Origin of the sequence: Colwellia sp. MB02u-6 (genome assembly GCF_014077095.1) — a bacterium.
Taxonomy (GTDB): domain Bacteria; phylum Pseudomonadota; class Gammaproteobacteria; order Enterobacterales; family Alteromonadaceae; genus Cognaticolwellia.
This window is the reverse complement of the sequence record NZ_JACGVG010000015.1, coordinates 1-24,299: the sequence shown is the minus strand read 5'-3', so window position 1 is coordinate 24,299 and position 24,299 is coordinate 1. Positions and strand designations below refer to the sequence as shown.

Annotated in this window: 14 protein-coding genes; 13 read left to right on the top strand and 1 reads right to left on the bottom strand. The window is 37.3% G+C overall.

Going from position 1 to position 24,299, the window contains the following annotated elements; genetic code table 11:
• The first annotated feature begins 1,434 nt into the window (after positions 1-1,434).
• The 7 genes from H4J46_RS00340 to H4J46_RS16970 all read left to right on the top strand — a co-directional run bounded on the left by H4J46_RS00340 (position 1,435) and on the right by H4J46_RS16970 (position 12,957).
• Positions 1,435-7,227 carry a HAMP domain-containing protein gene (locus H4J46_RS00340; protein ID WP_182231618.1) on the top strand — a complete coding sequence of 1,931 codons (5,793 nt, stop codon included), beginning with the start codon at positions 1,435-1,437 and terminating at the stop codon, positions 7,225-7,227.
• Positions 7,228-7,497: 270 nt separating this feature from the next.
• Complete coding sequence (locus tag H4J46_RS00335) at positions 7,498-9,021, top strand: response regulator (protein WP_182231617.1); 1,524 nt, start codon at positions 7,498-7,500, stop codon at positions 9,019-9,021.
• 18 nt (positions 9,022-9,039) lie between these two features.
• The gene (locus H4J46_RS00330; protein WP_182231616.1) at positions 9,040-9,411 is read left to right on the top strand and encodes a PleD family two-component system response regulator; all 372 of its coding nucleotides are present in this window, start codon (positions 9,040-9,042) and stop codon (positions 9,409-9,411) included.
• Between the two features lie 30 nt (positions 9,412-9,441).
• Positions 9,442-10,335, top strand: coding sequence for an HD-GYP domain-containing protein (locus H4J46_RS00325; RefSeq protein WP_182231615.1), 894 nt, complete (start codon positions 9,442-9,444; stop codon positions 10,333-10,335).
• A gap of 271 nt (positions 10,336-10,606) precedes the next feature.
• Positions 10,607-11,206: a response regulator gene (locus H4J46_RS00320; protein WP_182231614.1), complete on the top strand. Its 600-nt coding sequence runs from the start codon at positions 10,607-10,609 to the stop codon at positions 11,204-11,206.
• Between the two features lie 5 nt (positions 11,207-11,211).
• Positions 11,212-12,303 carry a sensor histidine kinase KdpD gene (locus H4J46_RS00315; protein WP_182231613.1) on the top strand — a complete coding sequence of 364 codons (1,092 nt, stop codon included), beginning with the start codon at positions 11,212-11,214 and terminating at the stop codon, positions 12,301-12,303.
• A gap of 129 nt (positions 12,304-12,432) precedes the next feature.
• On the top strand, positions 12,433-12,957 hold the full coding sequence (locus H4J46_RS16970; RefSeq protein ID WP_259365614.1) for a PEP-CTERM sorting domain-containing protein: 525 nt from the start codon (positions 12,433-12,435) through the stop codon (positions 12,955-12,957).
• Positions 12,958-13,633: 676 nt separating this feature from the next.
• Here the strand turns inward: H4J46_RS16970 and H4J46_RS00305 are convergent.
• Positions 13,634-14,584, bottom strand: coding sequence for an AraC family transcriptional regulator (locus tag H4J46_RS00305; protein WP_182231612.1), 951 nt, complete (start codon positions 14,582-14,584; stop codon positions 13,634-13,636).
• Positions 14,585-14,867: 283 nt separating this feature from the next.
• Here H4J46_RS00305 and H4J46_RS00300 point away from each other — a divergent pair, with 283 nt between their 5' ends.
• The 6 genes from H4J46_RS00300 (at position 14,868) to gmhB (ending at position 23,902) form a co-directional block, all read left to right on the top strand.
• Entirely contained in the window at positions 14,868-18,263 is a 3,396-nt protein-coding gene (locus tag H4J46_RS00300; protein ID WP_182231611.1) for a methylmalonyl-CoA mutase family protein, read from the top strand.
• A 41-nt stretch (positions 18,264-18,304) separates the two neighbouring features.
• On the top strand, positions 18,305-20,098 hold the full coding sequence (locus H4J46_RS00295; protein ID WP_182231610.1) for an acyl-CoA dehydrogenase C-terminal domain-containing protein: 1,794 nt from the start codon (positions 18,305-18,307) through the stop codon (positions 20,096-20,098).
• A gap of 167 nt (positions 20,099-20,265) precedes the next feature.
• The gene (locus H4J46_RS00290; protein WP_182231609.1) at positions 20,266-21,276 is read left to right on the top strand and encodes an oxidoreductase; all 1,011 of its coding nucleotides are present in this window, start codon (positions 20,266-20,268) and stop codon (positions 21,274-21,276) included.
• A gap of 64 nt (positions 21,277-21,340) precedes the next feature.
• Positions 21,341-22,438 carry an enoyl-CoA hydratase/isomerase family protein gene (locus H4J46_RS00285; RefSeq protein WP_182231608.1) on the top strand — a complete coding sequence of 366 codons (1,098 nt, stop codon included), beginning with the start codon at positions 21,341-21,343 and terminating at the stop codon, positions 22,436-22,438.
• A gap of 28 nt (positions 22,439-22,466) precedes the next feature.
• The gene (locus tag H4J46_RS00280; protein ID WP_182136412.1) at positions 22,467-23,228 is read left to right on the top strand and encodes an SDR family oxidoreductase; all 762 of its coding nucleotides are present in this window, start codon (positions 22,467-22,469) and stop codon (positions 23,226-23,228) included.
• A gap of 125 nt (positions 23,229-23,353) precedes the next feature.
• A complete protein-coding gene (gene gmhB / locus H4J46_RS00275; RefSeq protein ID WP_182231607.1) occupies positions 23,354-23,902 on the top strand; it encodes a D-glycero-beta-D-manno-heptose 1,7-bisphosphate 7-phosphatase in 549 nt (182 codons plus the stop codon).
• The last annotated feature ends 397 nt before the right edge of the window (positions 23,903-24,299 follow it).

The following is a 24,299-nucleotide window of genomic DNA, read 5'->3' as shown; positions in this document are numbered from 1 at the left end:
GACTTCGCCTCTTTGGAAATACAATTGAGCTGTGCCTTATCATGATCTTGGTGGTGTTTACGCTCTAATCAATGAACATCAAGAGATTGTTTATATAGGGTTAGGCTCTTCAATAGGGGGACGAAAATACAAAGAACATGGAATATCAAGGCGCTTATTGAAACATGTAATTAAAAGTGATCTATGGAGGGTGCCTAAGAGGTAACTAGTCGTTGGGAGGGGCGTATTAACTACTTAAAAGGCGAAGTAAAAGGTAGTATGATTCATAAAGAAACGCCCTTATAAGACGTTACTTATTATAGACGCGCCAGCTTGAGTGGCTCGTAACCCTATACAAGGAAAAGAAATACGTAAATTAAAAGCCCAAGTAAAGCCCTTAGAGATCGAGCGTGAGATATTAAAAAAAGCGACGGTCTTCTTTGCAAATGAAACGAAGTAAAATATTCGTTTATTACCCATCATAAGAAGATCTGGCCTGTGGTAATTATGTGCCGAATATTGGGTGTAAAAAGCAATAACTATTATAGTTATCAAAAGCGTAAATTAGATAGACCAAGTGATTCAACACACCAAGTGATTCAACACACCAAGTGATTCAACACACCAAGTATTGTGTACTTATTAATACCAGTAATTAGTAGTTTACGATGCATTCCCATTCCTGATGTTTTAAACAGCCTTTTTTAAAAATAGAATACGTCTTGTTATTTACATCAATGAGTTGACTATAATATTTACCTGATCTATATTCAGAAAAACCGGAATAAACCGAAAATTCAGAATTGAATTTAAATTTTACAAATATTATGTAAAAATTATCGGGTATTATCTAATTCAGACTCATCATATTAGTCTGAAGCTGAAAGGTTCAAAATTAGAATACATCAGGGGCACCGTCGATTTTACTTGGATCCAACAAAATTTTTAAGAACAAGCTCAATATTGCGTATTTTATTTTTAATTCAGATGATAGAAGTAAAATAATCTTGAATGATTTATGCTTACTTAATAACGTTATTCAAAAAAACATGAAGAAAATCTAAAAAAAGTGAGCCAATAATTTAGTTTAGGCTGATAAAGAAATTCTCATCACAAAAAGTTTAGAATAATAGTCAAACCAAATAAATGAACTGGATTAAATTAATAGTTAGGCTAAATTTGTGCATCTGAAAGTACATTTGAGACAGGATTTAGTATATAAAGTACTTTGGGATTATTTACAAACATAAATTTTTGCTACGTGACATAGTAGTAAATTATATCAAGGACTCAGTGATTTAGACGGAACGAATTATAAATCTTGATGAAATTAGTTAGCTCTAATAAGAATATAATGAGCGTTTATGACTAATATGAAATTTAATATGACAACAATGTTATGAATCTGTTTCCTGTTATAAAACTGATATGCCAGTGTTGTAAAGAGGTTATAAAATGTGGATAGATAATGATTATTATAATGAGTTAGTCAATGTACTTAGTAGTTTTGCTGAGAACCGAGTAGATTTTGATAAAAAGCGTTTTGAACCTTTTCAAGATGAAAAGTACAACAAAATAACAAGCATTTTAAAAGATATAACAGCCAACACAAAATCCCATATAAATACTAACATTAAAATAATGACTTCTTTAGAAGACGGTAGTTACGAAAAAATTGATGAAACTGCCATTAAAGATAATGACTTTAAAACATTCTATGAAAAATATAATTTATTGGTTAAGCATCACGATAGAATCTCACGCCATATCCTAAGAGTTCAGCACTCTATTACAGAAAAGGGCAAAATTGATTCAAGGCTCGATGTTGATGAAGTCTGCGGAAAGTGGTTTGACATTATTGCTAATGTAAATTTAATACTCGAGTCCTTATCTACTCCAATTGAAGAAATTGCCACAGTTATTAATAGCGTTGCCATTGGCAAGTTAAATACAAAAATGCGTACTAAAATAGATAATTATGAAATTAGTGGCGACTTTTTGAACATTGCAACAACGATTAACACTATGGTAGATCAACTTGCAACCTTCGCTTCAGAAGTAACCCGTGTTGCTAGAGATGTTGGAACAGAAGGGGTACTTGGTGGGCAAGCAAAAGTTGAGGGGGTTTCGGGTACCTGGCTAGAGTTAACTAATAATGTTAATGGTATGGCTGATAACCTGACCGCTCAGGTGAGAAACATTACAGAGGTGACAACGGCTGTTGCTAAGGGTAATTTAACAAAAAAAATCACTGTTGAAGCCAAAGGTGAGATGCTTGAACTTAAGGGTACTATCAACACTATGGTTGAACAGCTTAATGCTTTTTGTTCAGAGGTAACTCGTGTTGCTAAGGAAGTGGGTAATGAAGGTGTGCTTGGTGGTCAAGCGAAAGTTGAAGGTGTTTCAGGTACCTGGTTAGAATTAACAAATAATGTTAACGGTATGGCAGATAACCTGACCGCCCAGGTGAGGAATATTGCGGAGGTAACAACGGCCGTTGCAAATGGAGATTTAACGAAAAAGATCACTGTTGAAGCCAAAGGAGAAATTCTTAAACTTAAAGGCACTATCAATACCATGGTTGAACAGCTTAATGCTTTTTCCTCAGAGGTAACTCGTGTTGCTAAAGACGTCGGCACTGAAGGTGTTCTAGGTGGGCAGGCGAAAGTTGAAGGGGCTTCTGGTGCTTGGCTTGATTTAACTAATAATGTTAATGGTATGGCGGATAACCTTACCGCTCAGGTAAGAAACATAGCTGAAGTAACTACAGCTGTTGCTAACGGTGATTTGACAAAAATGATCACCGTTGAAGCGAAGGGAGAAATCCTCGAATTAAAAGGAACCATTAATAAGATGGTTGCACAGCTTAACGCTTTTTCTTCTGAGGTGACCCGTGTTGCTAAGGATGTTGGAACAGACGGTATTCTGGGTGGACAAGCGAAAGTGGAAGGTGTAGCGGGAACATGGCTTGATTTAACCAATAATGTTAACGGTATGGCGGATAACCTTACTGCTCAAGTCAGGAACATTGCTGAGGTAACAACGGCCGTTGCAAATGGTGATTTAACAAAAAAGATCACTGTTGAAGCCGAAGGTGAGATCCTTGAACTCAAAGGTACTATCAATACCATGGTTGAACAACTTAATGCTTTTTCTTCAGAGGTAACTCGTGTTGCTAAGGATGTTGGCACTGAGGGCGTGCTAGGTGGGCAGGCGAAAGTTGAAGGAGCTTCTGGTGCTTGGCTTGACTTAACTAATAATGTTAACGGTATGGCGGATAACCTAACTGCTCAGGTAAGAAACATTGCAGAGGTGACTACGGCCGTTGCTAACGGTGATTTAACAACAATGATCACTGTGGAAGCCAAGGGAGAGATCCTTGAACTTAAAGGTACCATTAATAAGATGGTTGCACAGCTTAATGCTTTTTCTTCAGAGGTAACCCGTGTTGCCAAAGACGTCGGCACTGAGGGTGTGCTAGGTGGGCTAGCGAAAGTTGAAGGAGCCTCTGGTGCTTGGCTTGATTTAACTAATAATGTTAATGGTATGGCGGATAACCTGACTGCTCAGGTAAGAAACATAGCTGAAGTGACTACAGCTGTTGCTAATGGAGATTTAACGAAAAAAATCACTGTTGAAGCCAAAGGAGAGATCCTTGAACTTAAAGGTACTATCAATACCATGGTTGAGCAGCTTAATGCTTTTTCTTCAGAAGTAACGCGTGTTGCCAAGGAAGTGGGTAATGATGGTGTTCTAGGTGGGCAGGCAAAAGTTGAAGGGGCCTCTGGTGCTTGGCTTGATTTAACTAATAATGTTAATGGTATGGCGGATAACCTGACCGCTCAGGTAAGAAACATAGCTGAAGTGACTACAGCTGTTGCTAACGGTGATTTGACAAAAATGATCACTGTTGAAGCTAAGGGGGAGATCCTCGAACTAAAAGGAACCATTAATAAGATGGTTGCACAGCTTAACGCTTTTTCTTCAGAGGTAACCCGTGTTGCTAAAGACGTGGGTACAGAGGGTATTCTTGGCGGACAAGCGAAAGTTGAGGGAGCCTCTGGTGCTTGGCTTGACTTGACTAATAATGTTAACGGTATGGCGGATAACCTGACTGCTCAGGTAAGAAACATAGCGGAGGTGACTACGGCCGTTGCTAACGGTGATTTAACAACAATGATCACTGTGGAAGCCAAGGGAGAGATCCTTGAGCTTAAAGGGACCATTAATAAGATGGTTGCACAGCTGAATGCTTTTTCTTCAGAGGTAACCCGTGTTGCTAAAGACGTAGGTACAGATGGTATTCTTGGTGGACAAGCGAAAGTTGAAGGTGTGTCGGGTACCTGGCTTAAATTAACTAATAACGTGAATGGTATGGCTGATAATCTTACTGTTCAGGTAAGAAACATAACCGAGGTGGTAACCGCGGTTGCCACAGGAGATCTCACTCGTTTAATCGATATTGACACAAAGGGAGAATTTCTTGAGTTGAAAAATAATATCAACAGAATGATTAATGTGCTTTATGCAGCTGACGAGGAAAATAAAAACCAAAACTGGGTTAAAGATGGCGTATCGCTACTCAACACTCGAGTGTTAGACAATGATAAATTGGTCGATCAAATTGAAACTTCAATTAAAGAAGTATCGCGTTATGTCAATGCTGGCATAGGAGCACTCTACATTTATGATAAAGAAAATGAAATTTTAAATCTTAAAGGCTCTTATGCTTACGTAAAAAGAGATGATGTTGCCAATGTTTTTAAATTAGGAGAAGGAGTTGTAGGCCAAGTCGCTTATGAAAAAAAACCTATTCTATTAACGAATGTTCCAGATGTATCTACTATTCAAAGTGGAACAACTAAAGCTAAAGCATTAAACGTTTATACCTATCCTCTTGTTTTTAAAGAAGAGCTTATTGGTGTAGTTGAAGTCGCTTCATATGAAAAATTCAACGCAATAATACTTGAATATATTGATTCGGCCCTAATTACACTCGCTGGCTCGCTTTATGTTTCTATACAAGCAAGCGCCACCAGTAATCTTCTAGTTCAATCTCAAACCCAATCAGTAGAGTTAGAGGAACAATCACTTAAACTGAAGTCACAAAATAATGAGCTAGAAGAGCAACGTCAATCTATGGACTTGCAGCGTTACGAACTGGAAGTAAAAAATAGTGACTTAGAGTTAGCACAAGTTGAAGTGAACCAAAGAGCTAAGGATTTAGAAGATGCCAACCGTTATAAATCTGAGTTTTTAGCAAATATGTCACATGAACTCAGAACACCACTCAACTCAATGTTACTGCTTTCAAGTTCACTCTCTAAAGTCAAAGACATCGAACCAAGCAAATTAAACAAACAAGCGTCAACCATATACGATGCAGGTAGCAGCCTGTTGAGTTTGATCAATGATATTTTAGATTTATCTAAGATAGAAGCTAATCTTATGACGCTTAATATTGAAGAGGTAAACGTAAGTTCTTTATTATACGAGCTTAAAGAACTTTTTATGCCTCAAGCAGAAGCTAAAAATATCCAACTAGAATCAACCATAGATGCTTCTGCTCTAAGAGCTTTTTCAAGTGATAAAATTAAATTAACTCAGGTCCTTAGAAACTTCCTCTCCAATGCTATTAAGTTCACTGGTAATAAAGGCAGCATTTCAATTGAGGTCACAACTAATGCAGAGAAAGATAAAGAACTTAGACCTATTGTTATTTCAGTCGTTGATAATGGCATCGGTATTGAAGAAAAAAATATAGGTCTTGTTTTTGAAGCCTTTAAACAAGCAGATGGAGGTACAAGTAGACAATATGGTGGTACAGGATTAGGCCTTAGTATCTCGAAAGAGTTAACGGCTCTGTTAGGTGGTCGAATTGTTGTGAAGTCAATTGTGAACAAAGGGTCGTCTTTTTCTATATTTCTTCCAATTAAAATTGATACTAATTTAATTGATGACCGGCTAATAGAACATGTTGCATATGAAAATAAAGTGTCGAATATCCTGAAAATAGAAGAACAAACGTTAATATTTGATGATAGAGAAAAAATAAAAAATCACGATAACGTTATTTTAGTTATTGATGATGACAAAAAATTTGTCAATATCGTTGTAGAAGAAATCCATAAGCTAGGGTATAAAGCGATAGTCGTTTCGGATGGAAACGCAGCTATATTCATGGTTAGGGAATATATGCCTACTGCCATTATACTTGATATTATGTTGCCCATTTTAAACGGTATGGAAGTACTCAGGATTTTGAAATCGGATATAAATATACGACATATCCCTATTAAAATTTTATCTTGTACTGAGCCACTTACAATAGCTAAGAAATTAGGAGCTATTGATTTTATTAAAAAGCCTATTCAAATAAATGAACTTAATAAACTGCTCATTAATTTGGTAGAATTTAGTCAAGACAAAGAAAAACACATCCTAATAATCGAAGACGATCAATTACAATCTGAATACTTAGAGGCACTTTTAACGGACAAAAATATTTCTGTCAAAACCGTTGGTACGCCGAAGAATGGATTAAAAGAATTAATAAGTAATAAATACAGCTGTGTAATTGTGGATATTAATCTGGCTGATATGAATTGTTTTAAACTTTTAGATTTAATCTCAGGAAAAAATATAAATTTACCTATTATTATTTATGCACCAAGAGATTTAACGAGTACTGAGCTGATTAAAATTAGAGAACAGAGCGATACAGTTGTCATAAAAACAGCCTCTTCAAATGCAAGGCTGATAGAAGAAGTATCCTTATTCTTGCATCGTGCAAAAAGCACTTTAAATAAGGATAATCAGCAACTCCTTACCCAGGCAATGGATACTGATATAGGGCTAGAAGGTAAGAAAATATTGATGGTAGATGACGACATTAGAAACTTATATGCCCTTTCTTCTGTGCTCGAAGGTAAGGGATTAGATATAACTTCAGCTCAAAATGGTCGAGAGGCGTTAGTACTGCTTAAAAATACTAAAAATAAATTTGATATTATTCTTATGGATATAATGATGCCAGTAATGGATGGTTATGAAGCGATGAGAGAAATTAGAAAAGATAATAAAATAAATAATATTCCAATAATCGCGCTTACGGCTAAAGCTCAAGCAGAAGATAAACAAATGTGTCTTGATGCGGGAGCAAATGACTATATGTCTAAACCTATTGACCATGAACAGCTTTTATTACTCCTAAACGTTTGGGTGAAATCTCAACATAATATTCAATAATATGTTTAAAATTGAATTAAACCATTATTAGGTTAAGTACATATGATTTTAAGCAATACCTTTGACGCATAATTTTTTGAATATAAAGTATTTAATATTTATTGATTTTAAAAAAATTCAATAATCTTCAAGTTAACTACTTAAAATTCTATAGTTTATTAATGTCATTATTGATTGGTAATAGTGAAAAAATTTAACAAAATGTTATCTATTACCGAGGCAAAATTAATAAAACATTAAGCTACCAAAACAATTAAGGTAGATTACTCAATGGAAAAATTTAAAATACTAATTATTGATGACATTGAACAAAATATTTTTGCACTTACTACTGTTTTAGAAAAAAATTTAAATTTTAAAATAAAGGGTATTTCTAGCGCTATTGAAGCGCTGAGTTACATAGACCAGCAAGCTGTTGATCTGATTTTGTGTGATGTTCAAATGCCAAATATGGACGGATTTGAATTTGTTTCCATTATAAGACTGAGAAAAAAAACAGCAAATATTCCCGTTATGTTTGTTAGTGCACATCACAAAGAAGATGCTTTTTTTCAGAGAGCCAGAGAACTAGGAACGATAGATTATATTGTTAAACCAATCGATGAAGAAAAACTTTTGCATCGCCTCAACACTTATTACACTTTTGCCCTACGAGAGCATGAAAAAATAAAAGAATTAGATACCTTGAATAATAAACTTTCACTAAATAAATTATTCTCAGAATCTTTAGAAAAAAAAGTCAAAGAGCGAACACGCGAATTAGACAGTATATTAACGTTAAGTCCAGATGGATTTGTATTAGAGAATGTTGATAATAATATTATTTACATTAACCCTGCTTTGTTAAATATGACGGGGTTTACAGAAGAAAAATTCATCGGTAAAAGTACTGCGATTTTTAGTGACGCGATGGCAAGTTTATATAATTCAGATTTCATGAAAGAAACCAACATTATTCGTAATGAAGACTGTGAGTATACCATTTATCTTTCACGTCCTAAATTACGTATTATTAATTGTAAGCAAATAATAATGTATGGTTTGACGGGCGAAAAAGAAGGACAAGTACTCTATTTTAGAGATATAACCCATGAAAAAGAAGTTGATAAAATGAAAAGTGATTTTTTATCAACAGCTGCTCATGAGCTTCGTACACCATTAGCCAGTATATATGGATTTTCTGAATTACTAATGAATCGTGACTATGATAAAAAAACGTCATCTGAAATTTTTGAAACTATTCATCGTCAGTCACAAAATCTAAAAAAACTATTAGATGAGTTACTTGATTTGTCACGTATCGAGGCAAGAGCGGGTAAAGATTTCTATATGCATAATCATTCACTTGAAAAACTTATAAAACAGTCATGTGATGAAGTGGAAGGAGCATTTAAGGGACGCAAAGTTGATATTCAATCAACAGGTCTTTGGCCAATAATATCTTGTGATATTGATAAAATACGGCAAGTGTTTAACAATTTATTAAGTAATAGTTTTAAATATTCTCCTGAAAATGAAAATGTATTGTTGCAAACAAGCGAAAGAGAACAAAACGGAATTAGGCATTTTGGTATCAGTATTATTGATAAAGGCATAGGCATGACACCACAACAACTTTCTCGTATTGGAGAACGTTTTTACCGGGCAGACGACTCAGGTGTAACACCTGGTACTGGCTTAGGTGTGTCACTAGTTAAAGAAATAGTCTCGATCCATGATGGCGATGTTGACTTTGTTAGTGACATCGGTGCAGGAATGTTAGTAACTGTATGGTTACCTATCGTTAGCAGTTAATATGATGAGGAATGAACCATGAGTCAAAAAAGAATTTTAATTGTTGACGATCAAGGTGAATTAAGAAAATTAATCCGAATGACGCTTGATTTTGGTGATTATGAATTACATGAAGCAGAAGATGGCCAACGTGCATTGGCTTTAGCAAAAGTGATCCAACCCGACTTAGTTATTCTAGATGTAATGATGCCTGGTGAACTTGATGGTTATCAGGTCTGTGAACAACTAAAACAAGACAGTAGTGTAAAAATTCCATATGTGATGTTGTTAACAGCACGAGGGCAAAAATCTGACCTTGATGAAGGAGAACGTGTTGGGGCAGACAGCTACCTTATTAAACCCTTCAGCCCATTGGAATTAATACAAAAAGTTAATATTGCATTAATTTAACTATAAATATGTCTAATAGAGAATAATCAAATGTCAGTTAATCATTTTATTGGTAATGAAATGGATTCGCTTGTTAAAAAACTTGCTGCAAGGTCGACAGACATAAATCTTGTCTGGGACGTTGTTAAAGTTATGGAGACAGAAAAAGAAGACTTACAAGCTCAGCTTTTTTGTTATGCACAAGACATTCAAAAACTACTTGTTGAGCGCGATATAGCGGCAATGAATGAAAATGAAAAAAATGCTGCCTATAAACAATTAGAGCGATTCAATCAGGATTTTATGATTTTGATGGCGCAGAAAGAAAAATCATATCAAGCGCTTGAATCATCTCATCTTGATACCATAAGACGTTTAGCGACAGCGGCAGAATTTAAAGATGACGATACCGGCGCTCACATCCTTAGAATGAGCCGTTTTTCTTCAATGATCGCGTGTGCTTGTGGCCAAGATGAAAAATTTTGTTATCTACTTGAGCAAGCTAGTCCTATGCACGATATAGGAAAAATAGGTATACCTGATGATATCTTGAAAAAACCGGGTAAATTAACTGAAGCAGAATGGGTATTAATGCGTAAGCACCCCGAGTATGGCGCTAATATTTTAAGTGGCTCAGACGTTCCTGTCTTACAAATGGCGGAAGAAGTTGCTTTAGCACACCATGAGAAATTTGACGGTAGTGGATACCCCTTAAATTTACAGGGTGAGCAAATTCCTTTAAGTGCTCGCATTGTTGCTTTGGCAGATTTTTTTGATGCCCTAACCATGGATAGATGTTATCGCCCGGCATTCTCTGATGAAAAAGCACTTGCTATGGTGAAAGAAGGCAGCGGCACTCATTTTGATCCCAATGTTGTTAAAGCTTTTTTCTCTGTGAGTAACGACATTATTAATGAACGCGATAGAATTAATAAGGGAAATTAAGCTTTATTTGAGCCTGTAATTTTTATATTTGGCTGTTTTTTTTCCTATAAAGTAGATTCCCTCACCAACAAAACTGTTATAAATTAACAGTTTTTTATCAGCGACAGAGAACACAAAAAAATCTGATAGCAGCGAAATCTGAGTAACACAATCTTGGGTTGTTTTAACCATAGGTTACTCTTAAAAGTTGACTCTTGTCAGTGCTTAGTATACATTTTATATATACGGAAAATACGGAAAATTCAGAATAAACAGAAGGGAGCAAGATTGAATGCAGCAAGTCACTCATTTAAAAGTGAAACACTGTACCTCAAAACAAGCAGCTAGTTTGTTAGAGGTAACAACACGTACGATTCAGCTTTGGTCAGACTCAGGGATATTAAAGGCTTGGAAGACAGTAGGTGGACACAGGCGCTTTAATCTAGAGGATATTGAAGCGCTTAAGGCTGAACTTAAACAAGAGAATAACGCTGCTGTCGAGAAAAAATCAGTACGTATTTTAGTGATAGAAGATGAGCCTGATTTAATTATGTTGTATAAAATGACTATTGAAGGTTGGAAATTACCTATTATTTTACAAACGGCTAGCGATGGTTTTCAGGGCTTAATACAAATAGGTGCATGGAAGCCTGATATTGTTATTACCGATATTCAAATGCCAAATGTAAATGGTATTCATATGTTAAAAAGCCTGGTCAAAATGGAAGAATTTAACGACATGGTGGTTATGGCGGTATCAGGATTATCAAAAGCAGAGATTACTCAGAAAGGTGGCTTACCGGCAGGGATACCTATTTTCACTAAACCCATTCCATTTGATGAAATTGAAAAAATCGTCAAACAGCAATGTAAAACACTGTTGGGTAGTTAATCACTATGAATAAATTATTTGTGAAACTTTTATCCCAACTTAATGATGGCATTGTGATGTTTGATATAACAGGTAAAGTATTTTTTAGTAATTTAAAAAAATTAGGTTTTGAAGGTGTTGTTGTTGGCAATCAAATAGCCAATAACCGTGTTATGGAAGCCGTAGCTGAAATGCACACGAGTGAACTAGAGCAAGTAAAAGACATAAAGTTAAATGGCATTGGGCAGGTTGAAAACAATAACCATACGGTTATCTTTCATGATGAAAATATGTTTTGTCTATATATTAGAAAGGAGCTTGAAAGAGTAAAGTATGAGGGACTACAAGATAATATGTTTAAACTAATTAATCATGAATTACGTACCCCTATGCAAGCCTTTACAGAGGGAGCATTTTTTCTTTCTGAGCGGCTTAACACAGACGAAATCAAGGAAAAAAATCTTGATTCTCTGATTGAATTAACCATTAACAGTGCTAAAGAAGTAACAAGCAAAATGAAAAAACTGCTTGAGTTGTCCGAAACTTATGGTGATGACCCCATGCGTAACAAAGAACGTATAAGCTTGGTTGAAGTGACTCGTAGCGCCATTAACTCACTTAGCGAAATGATCGCAAGTAAAAATATTGTTATTCGACTCAAGCAAAAAGGCGAGATTATTGGCAATTTATACGGTAGTTTTGGCTGGCTACAACGTGCCATTACAGAATGTGTGCAAAACAGTATTGAACATAGCCATAAGGGCAGTGAAATTCATTTGCAGCTTAAGCAAAGTAGTCATTTTGCCCATATAACGATTCGTGATTTTGGACGAGGGATTTCACCAAAAGTAAAAAATACATTATTTGAACCCTTCATAGGTGGCGGTGATAAAGAGAGATCTAGCAATCAAGGTCTAGGTATTGGATTAAGTTTAGCTAAAACCATTATTAAAAATCATGGTGGCAATATAAAAAATGTCAATATAAAAAATGCCGTACAATTTCATATTGAATTGCCGACCGGTGGTGAAAAATCGTCGAGTAATGATTTGGATATACGCCAATCACAACTATATGCCCGCGATATGGCTTTACTGATGAACAGAGATAAGTCATAAACTTAAAGTGTGACAAGAGCGGGAGCGAATCATCATTAAGTTCAACTTCCACATTTGGTTCAAGAGCAGTCATTATAACGTGATTTACATAGTTAACTATTTACCGGAATTATTTTCTTCGTCAGTGGTTTGTTTTGTATCTCCACTGCACACGAAAATTTAATATCTGATTTTACTGATGATTATGAAGTATCAAATTGGGTTGTAGATAACAGCCAAGGAGGGTCTGTAGATTTATCCAACAGCCCACTTACCGTTAGTCTGATTGAACCTAACTCAAGCGGGAGCAATACAGAAGTTACCTTCCTTACAGTAGCCTTAACTGATTTTTTTGTCTCTTTTGACTGGTCATATGACACAAGTTTTGATGCTTGTTGTTCGTCAATTCGTTTTCATGGCGCAGCTGGTGGACCAGTTACTGTTGCTTCAGGTGCTGATTTCTCGGGTAGTGTTGGCATGGGTACTTCAAGTTTTTCAAGATTAAGCGGTACGTCATTTGGTTGGGGAAATAGTAGCACTGACTCAATATTGGGCGCTAATATACTTGAAATATCTAACGTAACATTTGATGTACCAGAACCATCTACACTTGCTATTTTTGCATTCGGAATAATTGGTTTAGCATCACGTCGATTTAATAAACAATCTGTATAAGTAAGTTTTTTATTAAAATTAATCATTGACGACGGCATGCCTGAATAACCCTTTGTAACTCAATGTTGTCTACAACCGTCAAAAAGCATTTGCCAATTAGGTAAATGTTTTTTTTTGCATATTATGCTGAGTCATTCTAGCGATTTGTAATTATAGGCATGGATCAGTGTGATAGCTTCCCCATTAGCAAAGGGATTATCATATACCGTAGCATCACCATTAAGGAAGGCTTTTCATCTCCACGAGATCAATGGTATTTTTAGCCGCAGTATACGTTTATGTTTGCATGATTGAGGCTTGTGAAGGGAAGTATTCAAGGATGATGTTGAGGTCGCTGGTGCATTGATAGTAGACACTTATACCACTGACGCGATTAACATCACACCGGCATAAATTTTGAGTTTCTTTTGGGAAGCCCTATTAACTTGTGTAAGCTTCATCACTTACTTAAATAAAAGAATGCGACACAGCAAGAATACTAGCGGATCAATTGACGCTTCGATCAAATGACCGCAACGCTTTTTTTTGTCTAACAGGTTTAGTTAAACTCTGGCATTTAAAGGCGTAAGATCAAGTTTGAGCTACTACAATTTATGCTTAAGTATCACCATATTTTTATCATGTAATTTAGTTAATCAACAGGGCAGTTAATAGCTATTATACCTGCGCTAAGGCGCTAAGGCGCTAATGAACTATGACGAGAATCACGATATTGCTTTGGTGAAATACCCACTAACTTTTTAAACAAGCGCGAAAAATAATAAGGGTCGCTATAGCCTAAGTCGCTAGCAATGTCTTTAATCGCAATATCGCTATTATCTAGCTGTAAACAGGCATGTTGAATTTTCATATTAATAAAATGCTGAATAGGCGAGCTATCGGTTAATTCTTTGAATTTTTTTGCGAAGTGAAATTTTGATAGTTGGCTATAATGCGCTAGCGTATCTAGGCTTAGCTCTTGGTGTAAACTGTTGCGCATTAACGCCTCCACCGCTTCCAAATCAAAACTTGAGCTATTATTAAACATGGTTAAACGCAATTGCAGGGCAAGAAAACTCAAAGCTTGTTGCAAAGTATGCACGGCGTGAATAACGTTTGTCGCAGTATAACCTCGAGCACCCAATGCTAGTAAATGATCAAAGTCGCTAACAATAGTTTTCAATACACCCACATGTGCTTTGCCACTGTCCATTTTCATTAACAGTCGCTCTGCAAAGTCTTGTGCTAATGTGCCGGTAAAATTAATCCAATAGACAATATTGTCAGCTGATTTGCTGTCACGACTGGTCAGTTGTTTATCACTTTGGTTGTGACTTTTTACTGAACCATGAGTTTTATTAAGGGTAAAAGTAAATGCGGCATTAGGATTGATAATAACAAGATCGCCACGTTCTATAACTCTCTCTTTACCTTGGTAAGCTAATTTACCCGCCCCCGACAAGCAGTAAATCAAGGTATGGCATTGGTTGTTTTCTTGTTGTAATTTATAGTTGTTATTTGCTTGTGTGATGCCTAATGAAACGGGATATAAACCGTCAGTTAAGCGATGCTTTGATAACTTTTGTAATAAAAAAACTGGGATGAATAAGCGAATGTCGGCTGATGTATTAAGCTTGATATTTGCCATATTATCCTATCGAGTTAAAGATTTATGTTAGCTGGTCTAATCACAATATAGTCCATTAAATTGACAATAAAATCAATGTTAATTACATTTTTAGTGTGGTCTAATTTTACTATTAAGTTTACATGATCAACTTTTACGACCAAAACTAGTGCTTTAGCACTTTTAAGTCTTGATGACTAAAATAATTATTGTTTCATGATGGCGAGTTTTTTCATTACAACGGCTTGAACCGAGGGTGAAAAAATCATTGTGAAAAAAATTTTGATACATAAGAGAGTATGAGATGAATACACCAAGATATCAGTTAAAAAACAAAATCCGTATTGTTACCGCGGCCTCTTTGTTTGATGGTCACGACGCCGCTATTAATATTATGCGCCGAATTTTACAATCAAGTGGTGCAGAAGTTATTCATCTTGGCCATGACCGCAGTGTTGAAGAAGTGGTTAATACCGCTATTCAAGAAGACGCCAACGCGATTGCCATGACCTCTTATCAAGGCGGTCATAATGAATATTTTAAGTATATGTATGACCTATTAAAAGAACGCGGTTGCGAGCATATTCGTATTGTTGGTGGCGGCGGCGGCGTGATATTACCTGACGAAATTAAAATGCTACAAGATTACGGCATTACTCGTATTTACTCGCCAGATGACGGTCGTGCATTAGGCTTGTTAGGTATGATTGACGACATGTTAGAACGCTGTGATTTTAAAACTGGCGTTAATGTTAAAAAAGACGATGTCGCTAATTTAAAGAAAGACGTGCCACTGCAAGATAAAAAACAAGCTATTGCGCGCTTGATTTCAGCCGCAGAAAACGCACCAGCAGAAAATAAAAGTAACCTTGATAAAATTCGTAAGATTGCCGCTGTCAGTAAAACCCCAGTATTGGGTATTACCGGTACCGGTGGTGCAGGTAAATCATCATTAGTTGATGAACTTATTCGACGCTTTTTAATGGCCAGTAATGACAGTAAAATTGCTATTGTGTCAGTTGACCCGTCTAAACGTAAAACGGGTGGCGCATTATTAGGTGACCGTATTCGAATGAACGCGGTGAATAATGACCGAGTTTATATGCGCTCGTTAGCAACACGTCAATCAAACTTAGCCTTGTCTGTGTATGTTCATGACACATTAGATATCTTAAAAGCGACCGATTTTGATTTAATTATTTTAGAAACTTCAGGTATTGGCCAGTCAGATACCGAAATTGAAGAGCATTCTGATGTCTCTTTATATGTCATGACACCAGAATACGGCGCGGCAACACAACTAGAAAAAATCGACATGCTCGATTTTGCTGACATTATTGCCTTAAATAAATTTGATAAACGTGGCGCTCTTGATGCTTTACGTGATGTGAAAAAACAATATAAACGTAACCGTGGCATGTTTGAAGCCGGTGATGATGAAGTACCTGTTTACGGCACCATCGCGTCACAATTTAACGACCGTGGCATGACCGAGTTATATAACGCGGTGATCACGGCGTTAAACACTCAAGTTGGCTTAGTGGTAGGCGATATTTTGTCTACTGAAGGAACATTAGCTAATAAAAGTAGCGTTATTCCAGGTAATCGTATTCGTTATTTATCTGAAATATCTGAAAATAACCGCGGTTATGACGCTTGGGTTGAAAAGCAAACAACCGTTGCCCAAAAGCTTTATGGTATTCATCAAGCGATTGCAACGGCAAAAGACACTGACACAGAGGTTTCTACTGATTTAGTGACACAGCTTGAAGCCTTATATGCTCATGTAGAGCTAGATTTAGATCCTAAAAACAAAGTATTACTTGAGCAATGGGCTGCCAAAGTTCAACGTTATAAAGACCCCGAATTTAAATTCAAAGTTCGTGATAAAGAACTATCGATAGCGACGCATTCAAAATCATTATCGGGCAGCGATATTCCAAAAATTAGTATGCCTAAATATCAAGGTTGGGGCGATATCTTAAAGTGGAATTTACAAGAGAATGTGCCAGGTGAATTTCCATATACTGCCGGTTTATTCCCATTCAAACGTGAAGGCGAAGACCCTACACGTATGTTCGCGGGTGAAGGCGGCCCAGAGCGAACTAACCGTCGTTTTCATTATGTTTCTAAAGGTATGCCGGCGAAACGTTTATCAACGGCGTTTGATTCAGTAACCTTATACGGTAACGATCCAGCGATTCGTCCTGATATTTACGGAAAAATTGGTAACGCGGGTGTCTCTATTTGTTGTTTAGACGATGCGAAGAAACTTTATTCTGGTTTCGATTTAGCCCATGCCATGACTTCAGTTTCAATGACCATTAATGGTCCTGCGCCCATGTTGTTAGGCTTTTTCTTGAATACCGCCATTGATCAACAATGTGAGCGTTTTATCACTAAAAATGGTTTAGAAAAAGAAGTGGCGGCAACGATTGCTAAAATTTACAAAGACAAAGGCTGTGAACGCCCAAGCTATCAAGGTGAATTACCGGATGGCAACGACGGTTTAGGCTTAATGCTATTAGGTGTAACCGGCGATCAAGTTTTACCACTCGAAGTTTACCAAGCGATAAAAGCGAAAACCTTAACGCAAGTTCGCGGTACAGTTCAAGCCGATATATTAAAAGAAGATCAAGCGCAAAATACCTGTATTTTCTCTACTGAATTTGCTTTGCGTTTAATGGGTGATGTGCAAGAGTATTTCATCGATAAAGGTGTACGTAACTTTTATTCAGTGTCTATTTCTGGCTATCATATCGCTGAAGCTGGCGCGAACCCGATCACTCAGTTGGCGTTAACCTTAGCGAACGGTTTTACCTTTGTAGAATATTACTTAAGCCGTGGTATGGACATTAACGAGTTTGGTCCTAACTTATCGTTTTTCTTCTCAAATGGTATCGACCCTGAATATGCTGTTATTGGCCGTGTGGCTCGTCGTATTTGGTCAAAAGCGATGAGAAACAAATATGGCGCCAATGCTCGTGCACAAATGTTGAAATACCATATTCAAACATCAGGTCGTTCATTGCATGCGCAAGAAATTGATTTCAATGATATTCGTACCACATTACAAGCACTTTATGCGATAAACGATAATTGTAACTCTTTGCATACTAATGCTTACGACGAAGCGATTACCACGCCGACTGAAGACAGTGTTCGTCGTGCGATGGCCATTCAATTAATTATTAACCGTGAATTAGGACTTTCTAAAAATGAAAACCCAATTCAAGGGGCTTTTATTATTGAAGAATTAACTGACTTAGTCGAAGAAGCAGTATTAACTGAATTTGATCGCATCAATGAACGTGGTGGTGTGCTTGGCGCAATGGAAACTATGTACCAACGTGGCAAAATTCAAGAAGAAAGTATGTACTATGAACACTTAAAACATTCAGGTGAATACCCAATTATTGGCGTTAATACTTTCCTCAGTTCAACAGGATCACCAACCGTGATACCTGAAGAAGTTATTCGCGCCACAGAAGAAGAGAAAAATTATCAAATTGAGATGCTAGCTAGTTTAAATAAAGCTAATGATGCAGAAGTACAAGTATTACTTAAGCGTTTACAAACGGCTGCTATTAAACAGGATAATATTTTTGAATTGATGATGGATGCTTGTAAGGTTTGTTCGTTAGGACAAATTGTTAATTCATTATTTGAAGCGGGTGGACAGTATCGTCGTAACATGTAATACGTGTTCAATTTATATAAGTAACCTGATAGGTATGAATGATGAGTAATTATCAAGCGCCAATGCGTGATATGCAGTTTTTATTACATGAAGTATTTAATGCTGAAAAATTATGGTCAACCATGCCGGCAGTGGCTGAACTTATTGATCAAGACACCGCAGATGCGATTTTATCAGAAGGGGCAAAATTAACCGCTGGTGTTATCGCGCCTTTGAATCGTAATAGTGACGAACAAGGTGCTAGTTGGACTAACGGCGAGGTAACAACGCCTGATGGATTTGCTAAAGCGTACCAAATGTATTGTGAAGGTGGTTGGGGAGCATTGAGTGGCGATCCTGAACATGGCGGTATGGGTATGCCAAAAATGTTGCAATCGTTTGTTGAAGAAATGACTCAGTCTGCTTCTATCTCATTCGCGCTTTATCCGATGTTAACCGCTGGCGCTAGTTTGGCACTGAGTGCACACGCGAGTGAAGACATGAAGCAAACTTATCTGGAAAACATGTATTCAGGTAAGTGGGCCGGCACTATGTGTTTAACCGAGCCTCATGCCGGTAGCGATTTAGGCATAATGACCGCAAAAGCTGAAGCGTTATCCGACGGCAGTTTTGCCTTATCGGGCACTAAAATATTCATTACCGGTGGTGAGCAAGACCTAACTGAGAATATTATACATTTAGTATTGGCGAAAATACCTGGCGCGCCGGAAGGCCCTCGTGGCATTTCTATGTTTGTTGTGCCTAAATTTTTATTACTTGATGATGGTAGTTTAGGCGCTAGAAATACCGTTAGTTGTGGTTCAATTGAACACAAAATGGGCATTAAAGGCTCAGCAACCTGTGTGATGAACTTTGACAGCGCAAAAGGCTTTTTAGTTGGTGAGCAAAATAAAGGCTTAAACTACATGTTCACTATGATGAACTATGAACGTTTAGGTATGGGCATTCAGGGGGTTGGTGCGGCTGAAACCTCATATCAACAAGCGGTAGAATATGCCCTTGATCGTATTCAAGGTCGCAGTGCTACGGGTGTAAAATCGGTCAATAAAAAAGCAGACTCACTTATCGTTCATCCCGATGTCAGAAAAATGCTATTAACCATGCGTGCGTTAAACGAAGGGGGGCGCTGTTTCTCCACTTATGTTGCTAAACAACTCGACATTGTTAAATTCTCTGCTGACAAAGCCGAAGTACAACAAGCCGAGCAGTTAGTTGCGCTGTTAACACCAGTGGCAAAAGCGTTTATGACCGATATGGCCTTTGAAAGTTGTAGCTTGGGGCAAATGGTTTTTGGTGGCCACGGTTATGTCCGTGAATGGGGCCAAGAGCAACTGGTGCGTGACGTGCGCATTGCCCAAATTTATGAAGGCACCAATGGTATTCAGGCGCTTGATCTACTGGGTCGTAAAGTTGTTGCCAATAAAGGTCAATTTCTTGAGGTTTATTTTACTGAAATAAATTTATTCATTGAAAAAAACGCTCATAAACCAGTGCTAGCGGAATTTGTGCAACCTTTGGCCGGCGCTTTAGCAAAGTTAAAAGCGGTTACTGGGGTGATCATTGCCGAGCAAGCGCATGATAAAAATATGGTTGGTGCCTCAGCTACTGATTATTTGGCCGCATTTGGTCTAGTAAGTTATGCCTATATGTGGGCCTTGATGGCAGAAAAAGCTTCAGACCAATCTGAGCAAGACTTCTATCAAGCAAAACTTTATGTTGGTGGTTTTTTCATCGAACGATTACTACCAAGAATTGACGGTCATATTCATGCGATTGAAGCCGGCAGTAAAACCTTGATGGCCATGCCAGAAAATCTCTTTAATTATAATCACTGATAGAGTCATTAAGCTATTAACAGCAGCGGGTAAGGCATAAATCTTTAGCATTATTTTTGCTGCCCATCTTGTTTAAAGTGAGGTGAGGCAGCGTAATACTATTTATTAGCGGCTAAGTCTGACTTCTCCGCTTAGCCGTTAAAATAAGTAATAGAGAGGGTATTATCATGTCAACAGTTCCTGAAAAATTTACTGCATTTCGTATCCATAAAAACGATAAAACCATTACCAGTGGTTTTGAGCAAATTAGTTTAAACGACTTAACTGATGGTGAAGTGGTTATTAAAGTTGCTTATTCCGATATTAATTATAAAGATGCATTAGCTGCCACAGGTAAAGGGCGTATTTTAAGAACCTATCCACTGGTCGGTGGTATTGATTTGTCAGGTGTTGTTGTTAGCTCTGAAGACTCGCGTTTTCAAACAGGTGATAAAGTACTAGTTTGTGGGGCACAATTATCTGAACTTTATGATGGTGGTTATGCCGAGTATGCCCGGGTAAAAGCTGATTCCGTGGTTAATTTACCCCAGGGTATGAGTCTACGTGATGTGATGGCTTTGGGTACTGCTGGTTATACCGCGGCCCTTGCAATACAAAGAATGGAAGACAATGGCCAAGTCCCTGAGCGCGGGCCTATTGTAGTGACAGGGGCAACAGGCGGTGTGGGTAGTTTTGCTATTAATATGTTGTCGAATATCGGTTATGAAGTGATTGCGTTTACCGGTAAAATCGAACAAGAACCTTATTTAAAAGCACTGGGTGCAAGCCAATTAATTAATCGTAATAATATTGAAATGGGCACCAAACCTTTAGAAAATGCCCAATGGGGCGGTGCAGTCGACAATGTGGGTGGTGATACTTTATCTTGGCTCACTCGTACTACTTGCGTGTGGGGTAATATTGCATCCATTGGCTTGGCCGGAGGCATTAAATTGGATTCGACCGTTATGCCCTTTATTTTAAGAGGTGTGAGTTTATTGGGTATCAATTCAGTGGAAATGCCGATATCAGTTCGTACCCAAGGCTGGCAGCGATTATCAACTGACTTGAAACCAACAAAACTTGCTTTAATTTCTCCGACAACCATCGAGTTTAAAGACTTAGCTAACGCATTCGACGCTTATGTCGATGGCACAGTTACCGGGCGAACCGTTGTGGCTATTGATGCAACATTATAATTGTTTATTATATAGCGAAACTAAATAACAAAATTATCCACTGAAATAGCGGGAACAAAACTGAATGAGTGATGTGATATTTACAGAGTTAAGCTGTACAAATAATAAAAAAATAGCCATAGCAGAACTTAATGCGCCTAAATCGCTTAATGCATTAAATCTTTCGATGATTAAATTGCTAACTCAACAGCTAACGACTTGGCAACAAGATGACAGTATCGCTGTGGTTATTTTACAAGGCGCGGGTGAAAAAGCCTTTTGTGCCGGGGGTGATGTTGTTAGTCTTTATCACTACCTAAACGAACTAGTGATACCGATAGATGATCAAGTCATTAAAACCGGTTTCGCTCATGACTTTTTTGGCCAAGAATATGTCCTTGATCAATTAATTCATAACTTTAGAAAGCCCATTATGATCTGGGGCGATGGTTATGTCATGGGAGGGGGAGTAGGTTTGTTTGCGGGTGCAAGTCATCGTATTACAACTGAGCGTACTTTGATGGCAATGCCTGAAATAACCATAGGCTTATACCCGGATGTAGGCTCGAGTTGGTTTTTAAATAAAGCTCCTGGTGAACTAGGGCTATTTTTAGGCATCACAGGTGCTGTTTTTAATGCCGCAGATGCTAAATATATTGGCTTGTCGGATTATACTATTGATAGTTTATCTAAAAAGGATATTTTTGATCATTTATTAACAGTGCACTGGCAAGACAATAATAAAAATTATCAATTGCTAGATCAAACCTTATTGGGGTTTGCTAATGATTTTGAGCATCACTTGCATTCTGAGTTAAAAGCAAATGAAGCTAATATAGCCAAATTACTGGCTTTCGATAACATTGTTGATATTCACACAGCGATTCTAAATGTAAAAACAGATAATAAGTGGCTGACTCAGGCAAAAAATAAATTGCAGGCGGGTAGCCCTCTTAGTGCTTGTATTATATATAGACAACTACAAACGACTAAAGCACTGAGCTTAAGTGAATGTTTTGCCTCAGAGTTAAATTTAATCTTACGTTGTTGTCAATATTCTGAAACTTGTGAAGGGATTAGAGCGTTATTAGTCGATAAAGACAAAAATCCAAATTGGTCTTTTTCAAATATTAGTGATGTTGACAGTAAATTAGTTGATTGGTTTTTTAGCCCAATCAACTAGATAATATAATAGAGATAAAGGAAAAATAATGGATTTGAATAATAAAGTCATCGTAATCACCGGTGGTGGACAGGGTCTAGGCCGTTCGATGGCAATTAATTTAGCAACCCAGGGCGCTAAGCTGGCGTTAATTGATTTAAATGAAGCGCTTTTACAAGAAACGGTTAAATTAGTTGTAGAAGCGGGTTCAAGTGCAAAATACTATATTGCCAATGTCACAGATGAAGCTGATGTTGAAAAAACCTTTAGTCAAATTAATAGCGACTTTGATGGTATTGATGGTTTGATTAACAATGCCGGCATATTGCGTGATGGTATGTTTGTTAAAGCTAAAGATGGCGTGGTGAGTAAAAAAATGTCACTGGATCAATTTCAATCGGTAATTGATGTCAATCTAACGGGCGTATTTTTATGTGGTCGAGAAGCGGCGGTTCATATGATAGAAGGTAAGCGCAAAGGCGTTATTATCAATATGTCGTCCATTGCCCGCGGTGGTAATATGGGGCAAACCAATTATGCGGCTTCAAAAGCTGGCGTAGTTGCCATGACAGTTACCTGGGCAAGAGAGCTTGGTCGCCATGGCATTCGGGTGGGTGCTATTGCTCCCGGTGTTATTCACACCGCAATGACAGATGCAATGAAACCTGAAATGCGTGAACGCTTAGAAAAAATGAAGCCAGTAGGGCGCTTAGGTGAAGCCGATGAAATAGCCCATACCGTTAAATATATCTTTGAAAATGAATTCTTCACTGGGCGAGTTATCGAAATTGATGGCGGTCTTTGTATGTAATTTTGATAAGCTATTATCGAAATTACAGTAAGTAAAAAAGACGAGATAATCTCGTCTTTTTCTTTTATATAAGTACAAGTGCCGAGCATCAGTAAATAGTCGAGCACAGGTATAAGTAGAGTAAAATGAAAAAAGCACTTTTTCTAGATAGAGATGGCATCATCAATATCGACCATGGCTATGTACACAAAATTGAAGACTTTGAGTTTATTGATGGTATTTTTGAGCTATGCCGATTAGCAATAGCTAAAGGTTATCAAATTTTTGTTATCACTAACCAAGCGGGTATTGCTAGAGGTTATTATGATCAAGCAACCTTTGAGGCATTATCGCAATGGATGGTTAACGCGTTTGCAGAGCAAGCAATAACTATTGCTAAAGTTTACTATTGTCCGCATCATCCAACGAAAGGTGTAAATGAATTTGTTATGTCATGCAACTGTCGCAAGCCAGAGCCCGGTATGATCATACAAGCAGAAAAGGAATTTTCGCTGACTTTAGCTGAAAGTGTTTTTATTGGTGATAAAGTCTCTGATATGCAAGCCGCTGGTAATGCTGGTATCAAATGCAGAATACTTGTTAATAGCCGTTACACTGATAAGGCTTCTTCAGGACAGATTGAAGGTGTAAATCGCGTTAATAAGCTTGAGCAAGCCAGTCAGTTTATAAAATAAGTTTGTTTTATCATCGTATTGTATGATTAAAAGGCAAACAAACAGGTAATCGCAATTTAATGCTAATTAGGTGTTGACGTGAAGCGAGAAATCTCTAGAATGCGCTCCAGTTCCAAGGGGTAAGCCCAAAGAGCTGTTTTAATAGGTTATCTTATGCAGTTCAAGCTGATTTGATTAACTTAACGTAATAAAACGAGTTGTTTGAAAGTTAAAGAAACTTTTAAAATAAAACGAAATAAGCGTTGACATTAAAACAGAGTTGCGTAGAATATGCATCTCGCTTCAGGCAAGGCCTGCAGCAACGAAACAAAGCGAATGAGATTTTGTTTCGGTTAGTTTTCTCCTCAGAGATAAACTAGCTTTCTTTAACAATTAGTTATCATGCAATTTGTGTGGA